9 protein-coding genes and 5 tRNA genes are annotated in these 15,731 nt (G+C 71.1%); 6 read left to right on the forward strand and 8 right to left on the reverse strand.

What is annotated here, in order from left to right; all coding sequences use genetic code 11:
* Nucleotides 1-28: 28 nt before the first annotated feature.
* Both ACZ60Q_RS30205 and ACZ60Q_RS30210 read right to left on the reverse strand, forming a co-directional pair.
* Nucleotides 29-850, reverse strand: coding sequence for an aminotransferase class IV (locus tag ACZ60Q_RS30205; RefSeq protein ID WP_469640741.1), 822 nt, complete (start codon nucleotides 848-850; stop codon nucleotides 29-31).
* Nucleotides 847-1,905 carry a chorismate-binding protein gene (locus ACZ60Q_RS30210; protein WP_469640742.1) on the reverse strand — a complete coding sequence of 353 codons (1,059 nt, stop codon included), beginning with the start codon at nucleotides 1,903-1,905 and terminating at the stop codon, nucleotides 847-849. The genes ACZ60Q_RS30205 and ACZ60Q_RS30210 overlap by 4 nt, the downstream gene beginning before the upstream one ends.
* 145 nt (nucleotides 1,906-2,050) lie before the next feature.
* On the opposite strand from ACZ60Q_RS30210, the gene ACZ60Q_RS30215 reads away from it, so the two are divergent.
* The 5 genes from ACZ60Q_RS30215 to ACZ60Q_RS30235 all read left to right on the forward strand — a co-directional run bounded on the left by ACZ60Q_RS30215 (nucleotide 2,051) and on the right by ACZ60Q_RS30235 (nucleotide 2,512).
* Nucleotides 2,051-2,123: transfer RNA gene (locus ACZ60Q_RS30215), tRNA-Gly, on the forward strand.
* Between the two features lie 38 nt (nucleotides 2,124-2,161).
* Nucleotides 2,162-2,235: transfer RNA gene (locus tag ACZ60Q_RS30220), tRNA-Cys, on the forward strand.
* Nucleotide 2,236: 1 nt separating this feature from the next.
* Nucleotides 2,237-2,308, forward strand: a tRNA-Val gene (locus ACZ60Q_RS30225).
* Between the two features lie 36 nt (nucleotides 2,309-2,344).
* A tRNA-Val gene (locus tag ACZ60Q_RS30230) sits at nucleotides 2,345-2,416 on the forward strand.
* Between the two features lie 24 nt (nucleotides 2,417-2,440).
* A tRNA-Val gene (locus tag ACZ60Q_RS30235) sits at nucleotides 2,441-2,512 on the forward strand.
* A gap of 103 nt (nucleotides 2,513-2,615) precedes the next feature.
* Here the strand turns inward: ACZ60Q_RS30235 and ACZ60Q_RS30240 are convergent.
* The 3 genes from ACZ60Q_RS30240 to ACZ60Q_RS30250 all read right to left on the reverse strand — a co-directional run bounded on the left by ACZ60Q_RS30240 (nucleotide 2,616) and on the right by ACZ60Q_RS30250 (nucleotide 4,579).
* Nucleotides 2,616-2,924 (reverse strand): TFIIB-type zinc ribbon-containing protein, encoded by a 309-nt coding sequence (locus ACZ60Q_RS30240; protein ID WP_469640743.1) that lies wholly within the window; start codon nucleotides 2,922-2,924, stop codon nucleotides 2,616-2,618.
* A 65-nt stretch (nucleotides 2,925-2,989) separates the two neighbouring features.
* Entirely contained in the window at nucleotides 2,990-4,018 is a 1,029-nt protein-coding gene (locus ACZ60Q_RS30245) for a phosphotransferase family protein (protein ID WP_469640744.1), read from the reverse strand.
* A 354-nt stretch (nucleotides 4,019-4,372) separates the two neighbouring features.
* Entirely contained in the window at nucleotides 4,373-4,579 is a 207-nt protein-coding gene (locus ACZ60Q_RS30250; protein ID WP_469640745.1) for a hypothetical protein, read from the reverse strand.
* Between the two features lie 606 nt (nucleotides 4,580-5,185).
* Here ACZ60Q_RS30250 and ACZ60Q_RS30255 point away from each other — a divergent pair.
* Complete coding sequence (locus tag ACZ60Q_RS30255) at nucleotides 5,186-6,532, forward strand: serine/threonine-protein kinase (RefSeq protein ID WP_469640746.1); 1,347 nt, start codon at nucleotides 5,186-5,188, stop codon at nucleotides 6,530-6,532.
* 129 nt (nucleotides 6,533-6,661) lie between these two features.
* Here the strand turns inward: ACZ60Q_RS30255 and ACZ60Q_RS30260 are convergent, their stop codons facing one another.
* The 3 genes from ACZ60Q_RS30260 to ACZ60Q_RS30270 form a co-directional block, all read right to left on the reverse strand.
* A complete protein-coding gene (locus ACZ60Q_RS30260) occupies nucleotides 6,662-13,453 on the reverse strand; it encodes an SDR family NAD(P)-dependent oxidoreductase (protein WP_469640747.1) in 6,792 nt (2,263 codons plus the stop codon).
* A gap of 23 nt (nucleotides 13,454-13,476) precedes the next feature.
* The gene (locus tag ACZ60Q_RS30265) at nucleotides 13,477-14,508 is read right to left on the reverse strand and encodes a ketoacyl-ACP synthase III family protein (RefSeq protein ID WP_469640748.1); all 1,032 of its coding nucleotides are present in this window, start codon (nucleotides 14,506-14,508) and stop codon (nucleotides 13,477-13,479) included.
* Nucleotides 14,509-14,528: 20 nt separating this feature from the next.
* Nucleotides 14,529-15,731, reverse strand: a 1,203-nt coding sequence (locus ACZ60Q_RS30270; protein WP_469640749.1) for an alpha/beta fold hydrolase, incomplete at its 5' end; no start/stop codon positions are given.

Consider the following 15,731-nt stretch of genomic DNA (forward strand, 5'->3'; position numbering starts at 1 on the left):
CACGCGCTTTTCCGGCGGTCGGGGCCCGCTACGGGTCGAGGTCGTCGCCGGACCGCTCGGCGAAGATCCGCATGGCCTTCGCCGTCACCGGCCCGATCTCCGGGGTCAGCTCGCGGTCGTCCAGGCGGTGCACCGCCTGCACGTCGCGGAGCGTCGAGGTCAAGAAGACCTCGTCGGCCTCGGCGAGGACGTCCATCGGAAGATCGGTCTCCTCGGCCCCGGTCCACTGCACGGTCAGCGCGCGGGTGATCCCGGCGAGGCAGCCGGAGGCCACCGGCGGGGTGTGGATTCGGCCGTCCAGGACGACGAACACGTTGGAGCCGGTGCCTTCGCAGAGGCGGTCGGCGGTATTGGGGAACAGCGCCTCGGACGCGGCCCGTTTCCGCGCCCGTGCCAGGGCGACGACGTTCTCGGCGTACGAGGTGGTCTTCAGGCCGGCGAGCGCGCCCCGTTCGTTGCGCGTCCAGGGGACGGTGATCACCGCCGTACTGTCCGGGCGGCGGTTCACCCCGTCGAGGGCGACCACGAGGCTCGGCCCGTCGGTTCCCCGGTCCGAGCCGAGCGGGGACAGCCCACCGGTGCAGGTGATCCGCAGCCGCCCCAGGGCGACGGGATTGGCGTCGATGACCGCGGCTGCGGCGCGGCGGACCTCGTCGTGGTCCGGATCGGGCAGGCCCAGGCCCCGGGCGGACCGGGTGAGGCGGTCGAGGTGCCGGGTCAGTGCGAAGGGGCGCCCCTCGCTCGTACGCACCGTCTCGAAGATGCCGTCGCCCACGGTCAGCCCGTGGTCGAGCACCGACAGCCGGGCGTCGTCGGCGTCCCGCAGTCCGCCGTTGACCCAGATCCTCATTTCGCGGTCCTTCCTGTCTCCGGATACGCACCCGACGCTACAGCGAGCAGCCGGGAGGCCTTGAGCTCGGTCTCGTCCCATTCGCGATCCGGGTCGGATCCCCAGGTGATCCCGGCCCCGGTGCCGAACCGCAGCAGCGGCGCGGGCCCGGTCCGGTCGATCCAGAACGTCCGTATCCCCACCGCGAGCGAGGCCGTACCCCGGTCTGCGTCGACCCAGCCGATCGCACCGCAGTACGGCCCGCGCGGGGCCTGCTCCAGCTCGGCGATGATCCGCAGCGCGCTGGACTTCGGCGCCCCGGTGACCGAGCCGGGTGGGAAGGCCGCCGAGAACAGCTCGGGCCAGCCCGTCCCGTCGGCCAGCCGGCCCCGGACGCTGGAGACGAGGTGGACGAGTCCCGGGTGCTTCTCCACCACGCAGAGATCGGGCACGCTCACGGACCCGGAGGCGCAGACCCGGCCCAGGTCGTTGCGGACCAGGTCCACGATCATCACGTTCTCCGCGTGGTCCTTCTCCAGCAGGTCGTCCTCGGTCCGGCCCGTGCCCTTGATCGGCCCGGACTCCACGATCCGCCCGTCGCGCCGGAGGAAGAGCTCCGGGGACGCGGTGGCGACCTCCACCCCGTGGCCGGGCAGCCGGATCGTTCCCGCGTACGGGGCGGGGTTGCCGCGTGCGAGCAGGGAGGTCAGGGCGTCGACGTCGGCCCCGGCCCCGCCGCCCGGGAGCGGTGCGGACAGCACCCGGCAGAGGTTGGCCTGGTAGACGTCGCCCGCCGCGATGTGTTCACGGATCCGCCGCACGCCCGCCGTGTAGGCGTCACGGTCCAGTGAGGAGGTCCAGTCCCCGGTGGCGGGCCCGCGCCACGCTCCGGGCCGGGGAGGGGGCACCTCCTCCGTACGCACGTCGGAGAAGCGGGCGCAGACGATACGGCCCTCGAAATCAGCGGATACCGCCCAGAAACCGGACGAGTCGAGAGCCGCGGGATCGTGGGTCACATCCTGCAGACCGGAGGCGATGAGGCCGTCGAAACGGGCCAAGGGGGCGAGGTCGGACACGCGAACGAGTCTAGGACGGTGTGCGGCGACCCGCGTCGGGGCGAGGCCACCGCAGCACGCTGCACAAACGCGTTTTTGTACTGGCCCAGGAATCCGCTAGAGTTCAACACGTCGCCGGGACGCGTGAGCGGGCCGGAAAAGACAAGCGGACGTAGCTCAGTTGGTAGAGCGCAACCTTGCCAAGGTTGAGGTCGCCAGTTCGAACCTGGTCGTCCGCTCGCAGAAGATGGGGGATTTTTCCCGGGCCCCCGTCCCTGGTGGAGTGGCCGAGAGGCGAGGCAACGGCCTGCAAAGCCGTCTACACGGGTTCAAATCCCGTCTCCACCTCCAAGGACGATTAGCTCAGCGGGAGAGCGCTTCCCTGACACGGAAGAGGTCACTGGTTCAATCCCAGTATCGTCCACCGGTCCGCAAGGATCATCGATCCGCAAGGATCCCCGCGCGATTAGCTCAGCGGGAGAGCGCTTCCCTGACACGGAAGAGGTCACTGGTTCAATCCCAGTATCGCGCACGCAGTACACGCAGGTTCACCCCTGCGCGATTAGCTCAGCGGGAGAGCGCTTCCCTGACACGGAAGAGGTCACTGGTTCAATCCCAGTATCGCGCACAGCCGAGAACCCCCGGTCGTCTCCACGACCGGGGGTTCTTTCGTCGTACGGTCCCCCTCCGTGACCCGGGGGCACGGTGGCCACCGGGTCACGGAGGGACGCTCAGGACGAGAACAGCATGCGGCCGAAGCCCTTCTGGCGGTGGTGCCCGCCGTGCCCGCCGTGCCCGCCGTGCCCACCGTGCTGCGGCGCGCCCCAGGCAGGGGCGTGAGCGGCAGGCGCCGCCGGGTAGCCCCCCGGGGCGGGGGGCGCGGGCGGAGCCTGCTGGGACCACTGGGACTCCAGGCGGGTCAGCGACTCCAGCTCGCCGTAGTCGAGGAATATCCCCCGGCAACCGCTGCACTGCTCGATCTGAACGCCGTTGCGGTTGTAGGTGTTCATCGGCGCGTGACACTTCGGGCACTGCATCATCGGCTCGGCTCCTCGCCCTCGTTGTGCCGTCGCCGGAATGTCTGCCCGGCGGCGGTCCGTTCACCCTACGACGCCTGGACGGCGGCCAACTCGGGCGGCAACGTAGCGATTCGGGCACAGGATTCGATCATCAACAGTTCGAGCTCATCCGGATCCCGTTGCTCCGCGGCGCACTTGGCCAGGGCGAGCGCCGCCGTCTGCACCGTCAAAGCGCGGGCCGGGACGTCCAGTTCGGGCCAGGGGTCCCCGTCGGCGGGTACCGCGGGCCCCCCGGCGGCGCGGTAGGCGGCCAGGAAGGCGGACCAGTCCTCGGGAGCCAGGAGTCCGGCGGCGTACCAGGCGGCCGGCCGGCCGAGGTCCCAAGCTGGATCGCCCGCCCCCGCGTCGTCCACGTCGATGAGCAGCCAGGGCCCGTCCGGAGCCGGATGGCGTACGAGCTGGCCGAGGTGCAGGTCTCCGTGGCACAGGAAGCCGGCCCTCCACGCGGGTGCCGGGCTCTCGCCCCGGGCCCAGCGGGGCAGGGCCCGCCAGCCGGCCAGCACGGGCAGGACGGCCGGGTCGCCGGGGAGGGCGGCGCGCATCCGGGCGACGGCCCGTGCGGCCTTGGCAGGTCCACGCATCGGCGGGAGCCGGAACGGGGGCTCCGTCCGGTGGAGACGGGCGAGCAGCGCTGCGGCCTCGGACCAGGGGGCCGCCTCGGGGTCGGTGGGGTCGACGGGCGCACCGAGCGGCCAGAAGGTGACCGGACGCGGGGCGGGAGTGGAACGCTCGGAGGGTTCCGGGTCCTGGGGGCCGCCGGAGGACTCCGGGGGCCCCGGAGCGGCCAGTGACTGCCCGGGGGCGGTGAGCGGCGGGAGCAGGATCCCGGTGAGCTGCGGGGCTGCGGCCAGGGCGATCCGGGCCGCCAGCCCCTCGCGGTCGGTGTCGGCGGCGTGGGCCTTCGCGACGATCGCGCCGCTGCGGACCACCGTGCCGTCGGGCCGGTCCGCGAGGACCTGCGGCGGCCCGCACGCGCAACGCGCCCTGGCGGGGTGGGAGAGGCGATGCGCGAGGGTGCCCAGGTCATGGACGACTGAGGTCTGGGTGGTGGTCAAGGGCTCCCCCGGGCTTTCCGGCCCGGCCGTGGCACCGGTCCCGCCGTGAGGGTAGCGCGAGAGGCCACCCTGGAGCCGCCCGGGCCGTAAGCCACTGCCCGGGCCGGAAAGCCCGGGGCAGGCCCCTGGCCTGAACGCCCGACAGGAAACCGGTCCGGAGCTCCGGTCTTCGAACCGGGCCAGTCGGCCCGGTGTGCTCCGGCCCGGCGGGGAACGCCTGGGCCCGGACAGCGCGATGTCCGGTCAGCTCCCCAGCTGACCGGACAAACGCTGCCGTCCGCCGCACCCCCGTCCCCACGGGGCTGTTGGCCGGATGTGCGGGTCCGGACCGCTCTTCCGGACCCCGGGCGCCGCTCAGCGCCCCAGCATCACCGCCACGGACGACGCCTGTGTGACCACCGCTTCCCAGCCGCCGAAGACGACCGCGAGCAGAGCCGCCAGGGGAAGGACCATCGCCGTCGCCACCAAGGGGTGCCGGGTGGCGGACGAACGGGTGCCGAACGCGGCGCACGCCCTGCGTCCCTGCGTACGGACCATTGTCCGCGTTGCCGTGTCCGACATGGTTCCTCTCCTGACCTGATGGGGAGCGGCAGGCGTGTGACCTCGGGGGACGAGTGCTGCGCCCGCCGCTTGACCTCAACATTAGGTAACCGGCGAGCACAGGGCGTCATGCCCGCGTACCTAATCCCGGGCCTCCCGGAGGATGAGCCGTCGTCGATCGACGTACTCCCCTGGGTGGAGACGGACCATCGGAGGTTGGGGTCATCCCGGAGGGGACGCCCGGGCCCGGCCCGCACGTACCGGCCGGCCTCGCGGGCGCGTGCACCGGGTGACTTCACTCACGCCCACCATCCCCGGCGGGCGGCCCACCCCGCGCCGGGGCCCCCGGAGCACCACCACCCCGTAGGCCCGGACGGCCCTCACGGCCTCCGTGAGGGCCGCACCCCGGTGTTCCCCGCGGTGATCCAATCCCCCTTGCCCAGTGGCCCCTTGAGCGGACCGGCCGGCCGAGGGGCCCGGATCCGCTCTGCTCTGCCCCCTCTTCACCTGTCCCGTCCGGCACCGACAATCGAATCCCCGGCGAGGGCGCGGCCTCTGAGCGCGCCGGGCGCGGGGTACGTAAGCTGTGCCTCGTCAGGCGGACCAGGCAGCGGGGATGGGCAGACGATGGCGATGATGCGGCTCCGGCGCGAGGACCCGCGTCTCGTCGGCTCGTTCCGGCTGCACCGGCGGCTCGGCGCGGGCGGCATGGGCGTCGTCTACCTCGGCTCCGACCGGCGCGGCCAGCGGGTGGCGCTCAAGGTGATCCGGCCCGACCTGGCGGAGGATCAGGAGTTCCGTTCGCGGTTCGCGCGCGAGGTGTCGGCGGCCCGGCGGATCCGCGGCGGCTGCACGGCCCGGCTGGTCGCCGCCGATCTGGAGGCGGACCGCCCGTGGTTCGCGACGCAGTACGTGCCCGGCCCCTCCCTGCACGACAAGGTCGCCGAGGAGGGCCCGCTGGCCGCCGCCGAGGTCGCCTCGATCGGGGCTGCGCTCTCCGAGGGCCTGGTCGCGGTGCACGAGGCGGGAGTCGTCCACCGCGACCTGAAGCCGTCGAACATCCTCCTCTCCCCCAAGGGCCCCCGCATCATCGACTTCGGCATCGCCTGGGCGACCGGGGCGAGCACGCTCACCCATGTCGGTACGGCGGTGGGGTCGCCCGGGTTCCTCGCGCCCGAGCAGGTCCGGGGCGCGGCCGTGACGCCCGCGACGGACGTCTTCTCGCTCGGCGCGACGCTGGCGTACGCGGCGATGGCCGACTCCCCCTTCGGGCACGGCAGTTCCGAGGTGATGCTGTACCGCGTCGTGCACGAGGAGGCCCAGCTCCACGGAGTGCACGACGCGCTGGCCCCCCTGATCAGCGCCTGTCTGGCGAAGGACCCCGAGGAGCGGCCGAGCACGCTCCAACTGTCCATGCGGCTCAAGGAGATCGCGGCGCGCGAGGCGCAGGGGCTGCACGAGAGCCGGCCGCCCGCCCAGCGCTCCGCCCAGGACGCCGACCGGCCGACCGGCCGGATGGCCGATCCGTACGCCGACCAGCACACCCGCCGCTCGGAGGGCCCGTCCGCCTCCCGCCCCCAGCCGAGCAGACGCGGCGTGCCCCCGCGTTCGGGCCCGCCGCGCACCGGTGGCTCGCGCCCACAGCGGGCTTCGCGCGACACGACGCGTTCCGGGAAGCGGCAGGGGTCCCCGGCCGGGACGAACAGCCGGCCGGGGACCCGCTCCGGGGGGCGCGCGACCTCGGCGGGGCGGCGTCCGGCCAATCCTCGGCTGCTGCGTCAGCGGCTGGTGGTGTTCGTCGTGGTGACGCTGCTGGTGGCGCTGGGCATCGCGACGGCGCAGGGCTGTCAGGGGCCGGCTCGCGGGCTGGGCGGCAGCGGGACCGGGACCGGGACCGAGCAGCAGTACGGGACGCCCCGGACACAGACGGAGACGCACGCGCAGGCCGTGCAGGAGCCGCCGCGATCGTCCTGACGGCCGGGACACCGGCCGGGGCCGCCCGTGCTCAGCTCTCCGGGCGTCCCGTGGCCACCGCATAGAAGGGGCGACGGCCGCCGCCGCGCCCACGTTCAGCGAGTCGACGGGCCCTGGCGCGTTGAGGCGTCAGCTTTCGCGGCTCATCTCTGTCGAAATGAATTCTGCCAGGTCGACGATGCTCTGCCCGCTGAGCATTTTCGCAAGCGGCACGGTAACCCCGAACTCGCGCCGCATTTTGCTGCGCACCTCCGTGGCCATGAGCGAGTCCAGGCCCTGACGGTTGAGCGGCTTACGGGCGTTCAACCGCTGCACGGGCAGGCCGAGCGCACTACTGATCTGCTGCATCAGGTAGTTGAGAATACTTGCGGGTTCGCCCGAGACAGCGGGGGCGGCGACCTTCGAGACCGGCACGGCCTCTGCAACAGTCGTGGCCGGCGCAGCTGTCGAGACTCGTACGAGCTTCGCTTCTCGCTCCACCGTGAGCAATTCCCGCAGCAGCGGGTCCTTCGCCGCGTCGGGATACGCGGTACTCCAGCGGGCCCAGTCCGCAGGCAGAACGGCTACTTGTCGGGCCGGTCCGCCCAACAGTTTCTGGAGCAGAGCGATGCCCTCCGCCGGGGCAAAGGTCTCCATGCCCTGGGGGGCCAGCCCTCGCCCATGCTTCTCGGAATACCGAGCCACCATGCCCACGGAGTCCCAGAACCCCCAGTTGACCGACAGCGCCGGAAGTCCCAAGTCCCGCCGATAGTGCGCCATGGCGTCGAGCGCGGCATTGGCAGCGGCGTAGGCACCCAGGCGAGGCGAGCCCAGGATGGCCGAGCCGGAGGAGAACAGTACGAAGAAGTCGAGCTGCTCCTCCTTGAGGAGACGGTGCAGGGTCCATGCTCCGATGACCTTCGGCCGGACCATGGCACGGACTTGCTCAGTGTCGAGTTCGGATGCCGATATCAGGTCGAGGAGACCTGCCGCATGGATGACGCCTCGTACTGGCGGCCTGCCATGACGGGCCTGCTCGTGCAGCAGGTCGCGCATCCCCGCCTCGTCGGCCACGTCGACCGCGTAGTACCGCACCCGCGCACCGGTGCGCTCGAGACGACGGAGCTCGTCGACCCGGTCACCCAGCGGGCTGCGGCCGACGAGCACGAGGTGTCTGGCGCCTTGCTCGATCAGCCAGGCCGCGATCTTCAGACCAATTCCGCCGAGGCCGCCGGTGACCAGATATGTGCCGTCCGGCGCGGGCTTCATCGCGCCCGTCCCGGGTGCGGCCACGAGCGCCGCCCGTCCCGCCGCGCCACTTGCGGTGTCTCCTGCTCCGTCCTCCGTATCGAACCGAACGAGGACCTTGCCGATGTGTTTGGCCCGCGCCATCTGCCGGAACGCGGACTCGATGTCCCCGATGTCGTGCACCTCGTACGGCAGCGGCTCAATCGCTCGTCCATCGATGAGCTCGAGCACTCGCCGCAACAGCGCTCCGGCCATCTGCGGGCGGTTGCGGAAGATGTCGATGACGTCCACCGAGAAGAACGTCAGATTCTTGGCGAAGGGGAGCAGGCCGATGGAGCTGTTCTCGATCAGGTTCTTCTTACTCAGCTCGACGTACCTGCCGTAGGGCGTGAGCAGGGAGAGGTTCTGTGGTATTGCCTCGTCGGCCAGGGAGTTGAGGACGACGTGCACGCCTTCTCCGCGTGTCGCGGCCATGATCGACTCCGCGAAGTCACCGGAGCGGGAGTCCGCGACGTGCTTGACTCCCATAGCCTTCAGCAGCGCGCGTTTCTGCGGGCTGCCCGCAGTCGCGTAGATCTCGGCGCCTCGCCAACGGGCGATCTGTAGTGCTGCCAGGCCGACACCGCCGGTAGCCGAGTGGATCAGTACTCTTTCGCCGGGGACGAGATTCGCCAGCTCGCACAGACCGTAGTACGCCGTGAGGTAGGCCGCGGGAAGGGTGAGCGTCTCCTCGACAGTCAGCCGCGCGGGGATCTTGCTCACCACATGGGCGTTGGTGACGACATGGCTGGCCAGGGCCCCCTCCGAGAGGGCGACGACCTCTTCGCCGACCCGCAGTCCGGCAACACGCTCGCCGAGCGCTGTGATGACACCGGCGCACTCCCAGCCGAGCTTCGCGCCTTCGGGCGCACCGGGGTAGCGGCCCATGGCCGTCAGCACGTCCCGGTAGTTCAGCCCCGCGTGGGTCACTCGGATCTCCACCTCGCCCGCCTCAGGCCGACGGTACTCGGCCGGCAGCGGTCCGAGCTGATCGAGGAGACCCACCGTCCGGGTGTTGATCGCGAAGCGGTCCCGGCTCGCGGCAGTGCGACGAAGCGTGGGACCCGCGGCGGCGTCCGGCACGGGCGACACCGAAGGTGCGAGCGGCACGAGCCGTGCCACGTACCGCTGACCGGCCCGGAAGGCGATCTGGTTCTCAGCGCCGCCCGTGCCATCGGACAACAGCTCGGCGGCCAGCAGGTCCGCGCAACCGCTCCCGGTACCGGCCGGAAGGTCGAGGAGGGCCGTGCGCCACTGGCTGTACTCCTGGATCAGTGAGCGGCCCAGGCCCCACAGCATCGACTGGCCGACGGAGACCGTTCCCTCTTGGCCGGGCAGGTGCTGTGCCCCCTCCGTGACGAGCCACACCAGTGTGGTGGGCCACGACGTCACGTCCAGGGCCTGGAACAGATGCAGAACACTGTGGCAGCCGAGACGTTCCGCCAAGGCCACGTGGGCCGCAGCATCGTCGTCCGCCCCCTGCGGGTCGCACGCGTCGCGGGCCCACAGGTGCACGATGCCCTCGCACTCGACGCCCCCGGTCTCCTGGCGCACGTCGGCAAGGAGCCTACGGTAGCCGTCGGCCGAGGCGGGGTCGAGAGCGTAGCGGTTCGCGCCGAGCTTTCCGTAGGAGGCTCCCGGAGTCACCACCATGGTGCGTCCGCCGATACGGGCGGCGAGGGCCTCGGCCGTGTCACCGGCGTCGGCGAACAGCAGCCAGAAGCCGGGGCGCGGGCGGCCGCTCCCGGCGAGGGGCGCGGCCCGCCAGGCGACCTCATGGAGCCACTCGGCCACGTTCCGCCCGGCCTCTTGAGGAATGAGGAAGCGGAGTCGCAGACCCTCGAACTCGGCGAGCAGGGAACCGTCCTCGTCGCGGATCTCGACGTCGCCGACGAGGGCGTCGGCGCGAACCTCGGTGCGTACCGCATGGCTCCACAGGGGGCCGTTCGGGCGTCGGTGGATGCGGACGCGGTCGATTCCGCCGAGGACGAAGGCGTCGTGCTCGCTGTCGGAGCCGACGCCTTCGGTCACCGCCGCCAGGGTGTGGCCGCAGGCATCGAGCAGCGCGGGGTGGAACAGGTGCTGCGGGACGCCGTCCCGGATCGCTTCCGGGATCTCGATGCGGGCGAACGCCTCACCGTCCCGGCACCACAGCCGGGTGATGCTCTTGAAGACTCCACGCCACTGGTTTCCCTTGGCGGCGTAGCGGCGGTAGAACTCCTCGCTGCTGATCTCCCGGTTGCGCTCCTGGACCGCGTCGCGGGGCTCACCCGCCATGCGGTCCGCCGCTGCGGCCGGCGCTTCGGGGTCAAGGTGACCGGATACGTTCCGCCGGTAGGCGTCCTCGTCACCGTAGCGGGTGCCGATCTCGAAGCTCCAGCTCCCGTCGGGGGCCTGTTCCAGGGCGACCCGCAGGACTGGCGGCTCCTCGCCCGGGGTCAGGAAGATCCCCTCGTGGTACGTGATGGCCTGGATCGCGGGGGCCGAACCGAAGACGGAGGCGGCCGCGGCGGACACCAGCTCGATAGAGGCGGTGCCGGGCACGATCACGATGTCCTGCACCTGGTGGTCGCGTAGGTAGGCGTTGCCTTCGAGGTCCAGCGGGCCTTCCCAGACGTGTCCGTTACCGGCCACCGGGTTCCCCAGCAGAGGATGACCGTGCGGGGCGCCACCGGGGCCGCCCCGCGCAGCAGCGGTGGAACCGGCTCGCGCGACCGGGGTCGCCGAGCCGCTCCGGGCGGCACTCACCGTTCCTGCGGGCGTCTCGGGGAACCAGTACGTCTGCCGCTGCCAGGCCGGACCGGGCAGTCGTGTGAAGCGTGCCTCGGGTTCGAAGACCGGGCCCAGGCCGACCGGGTGGCCACTCAGGTGGAGCGCGGCGAGCGAGTCGAGGAGAGTGGCGGATTCGGACTGGTTGCGGCGGGTGGAACCCACCGTGAGGCTCGCGCCGTTCGTCCGGTCGGCATACTCCCGCATGCCCGGGGTGAGGATCGGGTGGGGGCTGATCTCGACGAGCAGGGTGGGCCCGGCGGCAAGGAGCTTCTCGATGACAGGGCCGAAGTGCACGGGCTCACGCAGGTTGCGGGCCCAGTAGTCGGCGTCGAGGCCGCTGCCGTCCAGCGGTTCCTGGACGACGGTGGAGTACATCGGGATGCTGCCGGCGCGCGGCGTGAGGTGCCGCAGCCGGTCGAGCAACGGCTGCCGGAGCGGCTCCACCTGAGGCCCGTGCGAGGCGAAGTCGACCCGCACCAGACGGCAGAAGACCCCGCGCTGCTGGAGCGCGGCCAGCAGTTCGCGCATGGCGTCCCTGTCACCGGACAGGATGGTGGAAACCGGGCCGTTGATCGCGGCGACGGAGATGAGGTCGGCATACGGCTCCAGCTCGCGGGCGGCGTCCTCGGCGCTGAGCTCGACGGAGGCCATCACCCCCCGGCCGGACACCTCCTGCGCCAGGGCGCTGCGGCGGCAGATGACGGCGGCGGCGTCCGTGACGCTCAGCGAGCCCGCCACGCAGGCAGCGGCCGCCTCGCCCATGCTGTGGCCGACGACGAAGTCCGGCTCCACTCCCCACGCACGCCACAGCGCGGCCAGAGCGACCTCCATCGCCCACAGCGTCGGCTGGATGACGTCGACGCCTGCGAGCTCGGCTCCGTCCGTCAGCCGCTTGATAACAGACCAGCCGGTCTCGGCCCGGATCGCCGCGTCACACTCCTCCATCGCGCGCCGGAACACGGGCTGCGTCCGCAGCAGTTCGCGGCCCATACCGACCCACTGCGAGCCCTGGCCAGGGAAGACGAACACCACCTGGGAACGCTGCTCGTACACGTCGTCGGCCGACCGCAGCAGCGTGGTGGCCTCACCTTCGAGGAACGTGCCGAGCTTGTCGGCGATGTCCTTGTGGGACGTACCGACGACGGTGAGGCGGCTCTCGCGGTGCTCACGGCGGGTGGCCGCGCTGAAGGCGATGTCGCGCAGCGGCATTTCACTGCCCGCGCCGCCCGGCTCCAGATAGCGCACGTAGCGGCCCACCACGTCGCGGAGGGTCTCCGGCTGGTGCGAGGACAGCACCAGGAGCCGGGGGGTCTCCTTGTCCGGGCACTCCGTAAGGGACCCCGAGGCCACCGGGGAATCCGCATCCTCCAGGGACTTCGCCGGCTCCGACGCCGAGGGCTCGACCGGGACGGGGCGGTAGGCGCCGAGAACGATGTGCGCATTGGTGCCGGAGATCCCGAAGGAACTCACGCCCGCGAGCCCGGGCCGCTCGTCCTGGGGCCACGTCCGCGTCGCCTGCGGGACTTCGATGGGTACATTCGCCCAGTCGATCGCCGGCGTCGGCTCGGCGCTGTGCAGGCTGGCGGGGATGATCCCGTTCTCCAGGCAGAGCACGGTCTTGATGAGGCCCGCGATGCCCGCCGCGCCCTCGCAGTGGCCGATGTTCGACTTTACCGAGCCCACGACGAGCGGCTGTGCGGCGGGGCGCCCCTCGCCGAGCACGGCCGTCAGGGCGCGCAGCTCGACCGGGTCGCCGACGCGGGTGCCTGTGCCGTGCGCCTCCACGTAGTCGACCTGGGCCGGGTCCACCCCGGCATCCCGGTAGGCGGCGCGCAGGGTCTGTTCCTGGCCCGACTGAGCGGGCGCGATCATCGCACCGCCGTTGCGGCCGTCATTGAGGGTCGCGGAGCCGTGGACAACCGCGCGGATGGCGTCGCCGTCCGCGATCGCGTCGTCGAGGAGCTTGAGCACGACGATGCCGATGCCCTCGCTGCGCACGAAACCGTCCGCGTCGGCGGAGGCGAACTTGCACCGGCCGTCGGGCGAGAGCATCTTCCCGTTCGAGAAGGTGATGCTCTCCTCCGGCATGAGGACGAGGTTGGCCCCTCCGACCAGGGCCACCGTCGATTCGCCGTTGCGCAGACTCTGGCAGGCCAGGTGGACGGCGGTGAGAGACGAGGAGCAGGCGGTGTCGACCGTGAAGCTCGGGCCCCGCAGGTCGAAGGCGTAGGAGAGCCGCCCCGACAGGACGCTGGGGGCGGTGCCGGGGTTGGCGTATAAGTCCAGGACGCCCGAACGGCTCATCGTGTCCCAGTAGTTGCGCCCCATGGACCCGATGAACACACCGGCGGTTCCGGCAGCGAGGCGTTCCCTGGTGAGCCCGGCGTCGTCAATCGCTGCCGCGGTGGTCTCCAGGAGGAGCCGCTGCTGCGGGTCCATGTGCTGGGCCTCGCGGGGCGCGATGCCGAAGAAGTCCGCGTCGAACGCGTCGATGCCGTCGAGGAATCCGCCCGACCTGCTGACGAGCTTGCCCGGGGTGCCGGGGCGTGGGTCGTACACCTCGTCGATGTCGAACCGGCTGGGCGGCACCTCGACGATGCTGTCGTGCCCGTCGCACAGTCGCTTCCAGTACTCTGCCAGGTCGTTGGCCTGCGGGAACTTGCAGGCCATGCCCACGACTGCGATTGCGGGGCCGGCGGCGCCGGGCAGCGTCGCCGACGCCGTGCCGGTCATCTCGGCAGCAGGCTCGCCGTACTTCGCCGGGGGGACGGGGGCGCCCTTCGCCGCTTCGGGCCTGCCTTCCGTCATCGGCTCCGGAATGGAGCTTTCCGCGCTGCTCTTCAAGGCGTCGGCCGAATTCTCTCGGCGCTTCCGACTGGCCATTTCTTCTTTGCTCCTCAGAATTTTCATATCGCCCATGAAGCGGCGGTGCCGATAGTGAGTACGGCACTGCTGACCACGAATCCCGGTGCCGCGCCCGCGAGCAGGACGTGGTCCCCCGGCCCGAGCTGTCCGGTGGTGACCAGGTGGTCGAGCGCCACAACGTGGTCGCTGGCCCCCAGATGGCCAATCGTCCTGCCGAAGTCCCAGGTCGACGTGGACTCCGCAAGCCCGAGGGGTTCGAGGAAGTACTGCTCGACGAGGTACTGGCCCTGGTTGACGTAGATGGCCTTCTTGACGTCCGCGACGCCGATCCCGGCCTCGTCCAAGGTGCGCCGCGCCACCTCGCCCTGTTGCTTGGCGATGATTTCGTTGACCTCGGCGAGCGACCGGCCGGTGCGCCCGAAGTGACGGGCGCGCTCCACCATGTCGATGGTCTCCCGGGCCTCCCCGCCGAACAACGGCTCAGCCCCGCGGTGAAGCGCCTCAAGCTCGGGGACCAGGAGGTGGTTGACCGACCGAACCCGGGCGAAGCCCCCCGCGGTGTCGAGCAGCATCGCGCTGCCCGCGTCACCGATCACCGTGCCCGGTCCGTAGCCGCGCCAGCGGTCGAACTTCGAGGACGTGGAGTTGTCCGACGTGGTCAGGAGCGCGGTCGTGCGCGAAGGGTCCAGGTGGAGCTGGCCGGCCGCCAACTCCAAGGCGGCCAGCATACCGTTGCAGCCCTGGCGCACTTCGAAGGCGGGGATGCTGCCGGTGCCCAGCTCCCGAGCGATGTAGCCACCCGGGTTCCACATCTCGGGGCCCTGGCGCAGCACGCAGGCATGCACCAGCAGGTCCACGGACGCCGAGTCCCGGCCCGCCCTTTCGACGGCCTCCTTGGCGGCCGCCACGGCCATCTCCACCGGTGGTGTGTCGCCGGCGACGAGGGTTCCGGTGACCCCCGAGTCCAGCATGAGGATCTCTTCGTACAGGCCGAGTTCGATGGCCCGGCGGCTGCTCATCCGCTGCGGAAGGTAGGTGCCCAGCCCGCTGACGTAGAGGTTTGCGAGTTTCATGTACGTCTCCTGGTCAGTGGCTACCGCGAGGAACGGCGCGACAGGTACCGGCTGATGACGGCTCCGATCTCACGCAACGGTCCGGGTTCCGTCATCTCCGTGTGCTCGCAGGCGAGCAGGTGGTTCTCCAGCCGGCCCGTCACGTGCGGCACCCACGCCTCGAAGCTCATCCGGTCCTCGGCCTTGCCTTCGGTGGCGGTGGCGGTGGCGGTGAAGAAGAGGACGTCCCCATCGAAGATCTCGGGCTCGTACGCGTCCATGAGATGGATGTTGTTGATGACGATGTCGACGAGCCCGCGCATCTGCTCCGTTTCGAGGTTGGCCAGGACGCTGCTCTCTGCCCGAATGAGTTCGAGGAGTTCGGTGAGGTCGGTGGTCTCCTTGATCTCCTCGTCGATGTCGAGGCCGACGTCGTCGAGGAGGACCTTGAGGGCTTCCCGGTCACCGGGGATCTTGTCGCCGAACTGGATCTCGGGGTAGGCGTCCAGCATCGCGAGGAGATCGACCTCCTCCCCCAGCTCGCGCAGGTGGACGGCCATGGCGAAGGCGACGCCGCCGCCGTACGACCAGCCGAGGAGGCGGTACGGGCCCTCCGGCTGAACGCTGCGCAGCGTATGTACGTAGTCGGCCGCCATCTCCTTGAGCGTGGTGGGCCGCGCCTCCTCACCTGCGATGCCACGGGCCTGTAGGCCGTAGATCGGGCACTCCGGGTGGAGAGCGCTCATGAGGCCCGAGTAGCACCAGCTCAGACCGCCCGCGGGGTGTACGCAGAACAGCGGGGTCCGGCTGCCCTGGGGGCGCAACGGCAGCAGCGTTTCGAGCGCCTCGCCGACCTCGTCCGAGTTGAGCCGCTCGGCGAGGCCGGACACCGTGGGCGCCTCGAAGACGGTCCTGATGGTGTGCTTGATGCCGAAGGTCGCCTGGATGCGGCTTGTGAGGCGGGTGGCGAGGAGGGAGTGGCCGCCGAGCTCGAAGAAGTTGTCGTCGATCCCGACCCGGGCAAGCCCCAGCACCTCCGCGAACAGAGCTGCAAGGACTTCCTCGCGGGGGGTACGGGGTGCCCGGTCCCCGACGCTCGCGCTGAAGTCGGGGGCGGGCAGGGCCTTGCGGTCGAGCTTCCCGTTCGCCGTCAACGGCAGCCCGTCCAGCACCACCACAGCCGCCGGGACCATATAGTCCGGAAGTCCGGTTGCCGCTTCGCGCCGAAGGTGGGCGGAGTCAAG

Source organism: Streptomyces sp. NPDC104313 (assembly GCF_055583985.1).

Bases quoted from the DNA above. Each gene is read 5' to 3' on its own strand.
- ACZ60Q_RS30205 (WP_469640741.1), bottom strand. From the start codon at position 850: ATGAGGATCTGGGTCAACGGCGGACTGCGGGACGCCGACGACGCCCGG.
- ACZ60Q_RS30240 (WP_469640743.1), bottom strand. From the start codon at position 2,924: ATGATGCAGTGCCCGAAGTGTCACGCGCCGATGAACACCTACAACCGC.
- ACZ60Q_RS30250 (WP_469640745.1), bottom strand. From the start codon at position 4,579: ATGTCGGACACGGCAACGCGGACAATGGTCCGTACGCAGGGACGCAGG.
- ACZ60Q_RS30255 (WP_469640746.1), top strand. From the start codon at position 5,186: ATGGCGATGATGCGGCTCCGGCGCGAGGACCCGCGTCTCGTCGGCTCG.
- ACZ60Q_RS30260 (WP_469640747.1), bottom strand. From the start codon at position 13,453: ATGGCCAGTCGGAAGCGCCGAGAGAATTCGGCCGACGCCTTGAAGAGC.
- ACZ60Q_RS30265 (WP_469640748.1), bottom strand. From the start codon at position 14,508: ATGAAACTCGCAAACCTCTACGTCAGCGGGCTGGGCACCTACCTTCCG.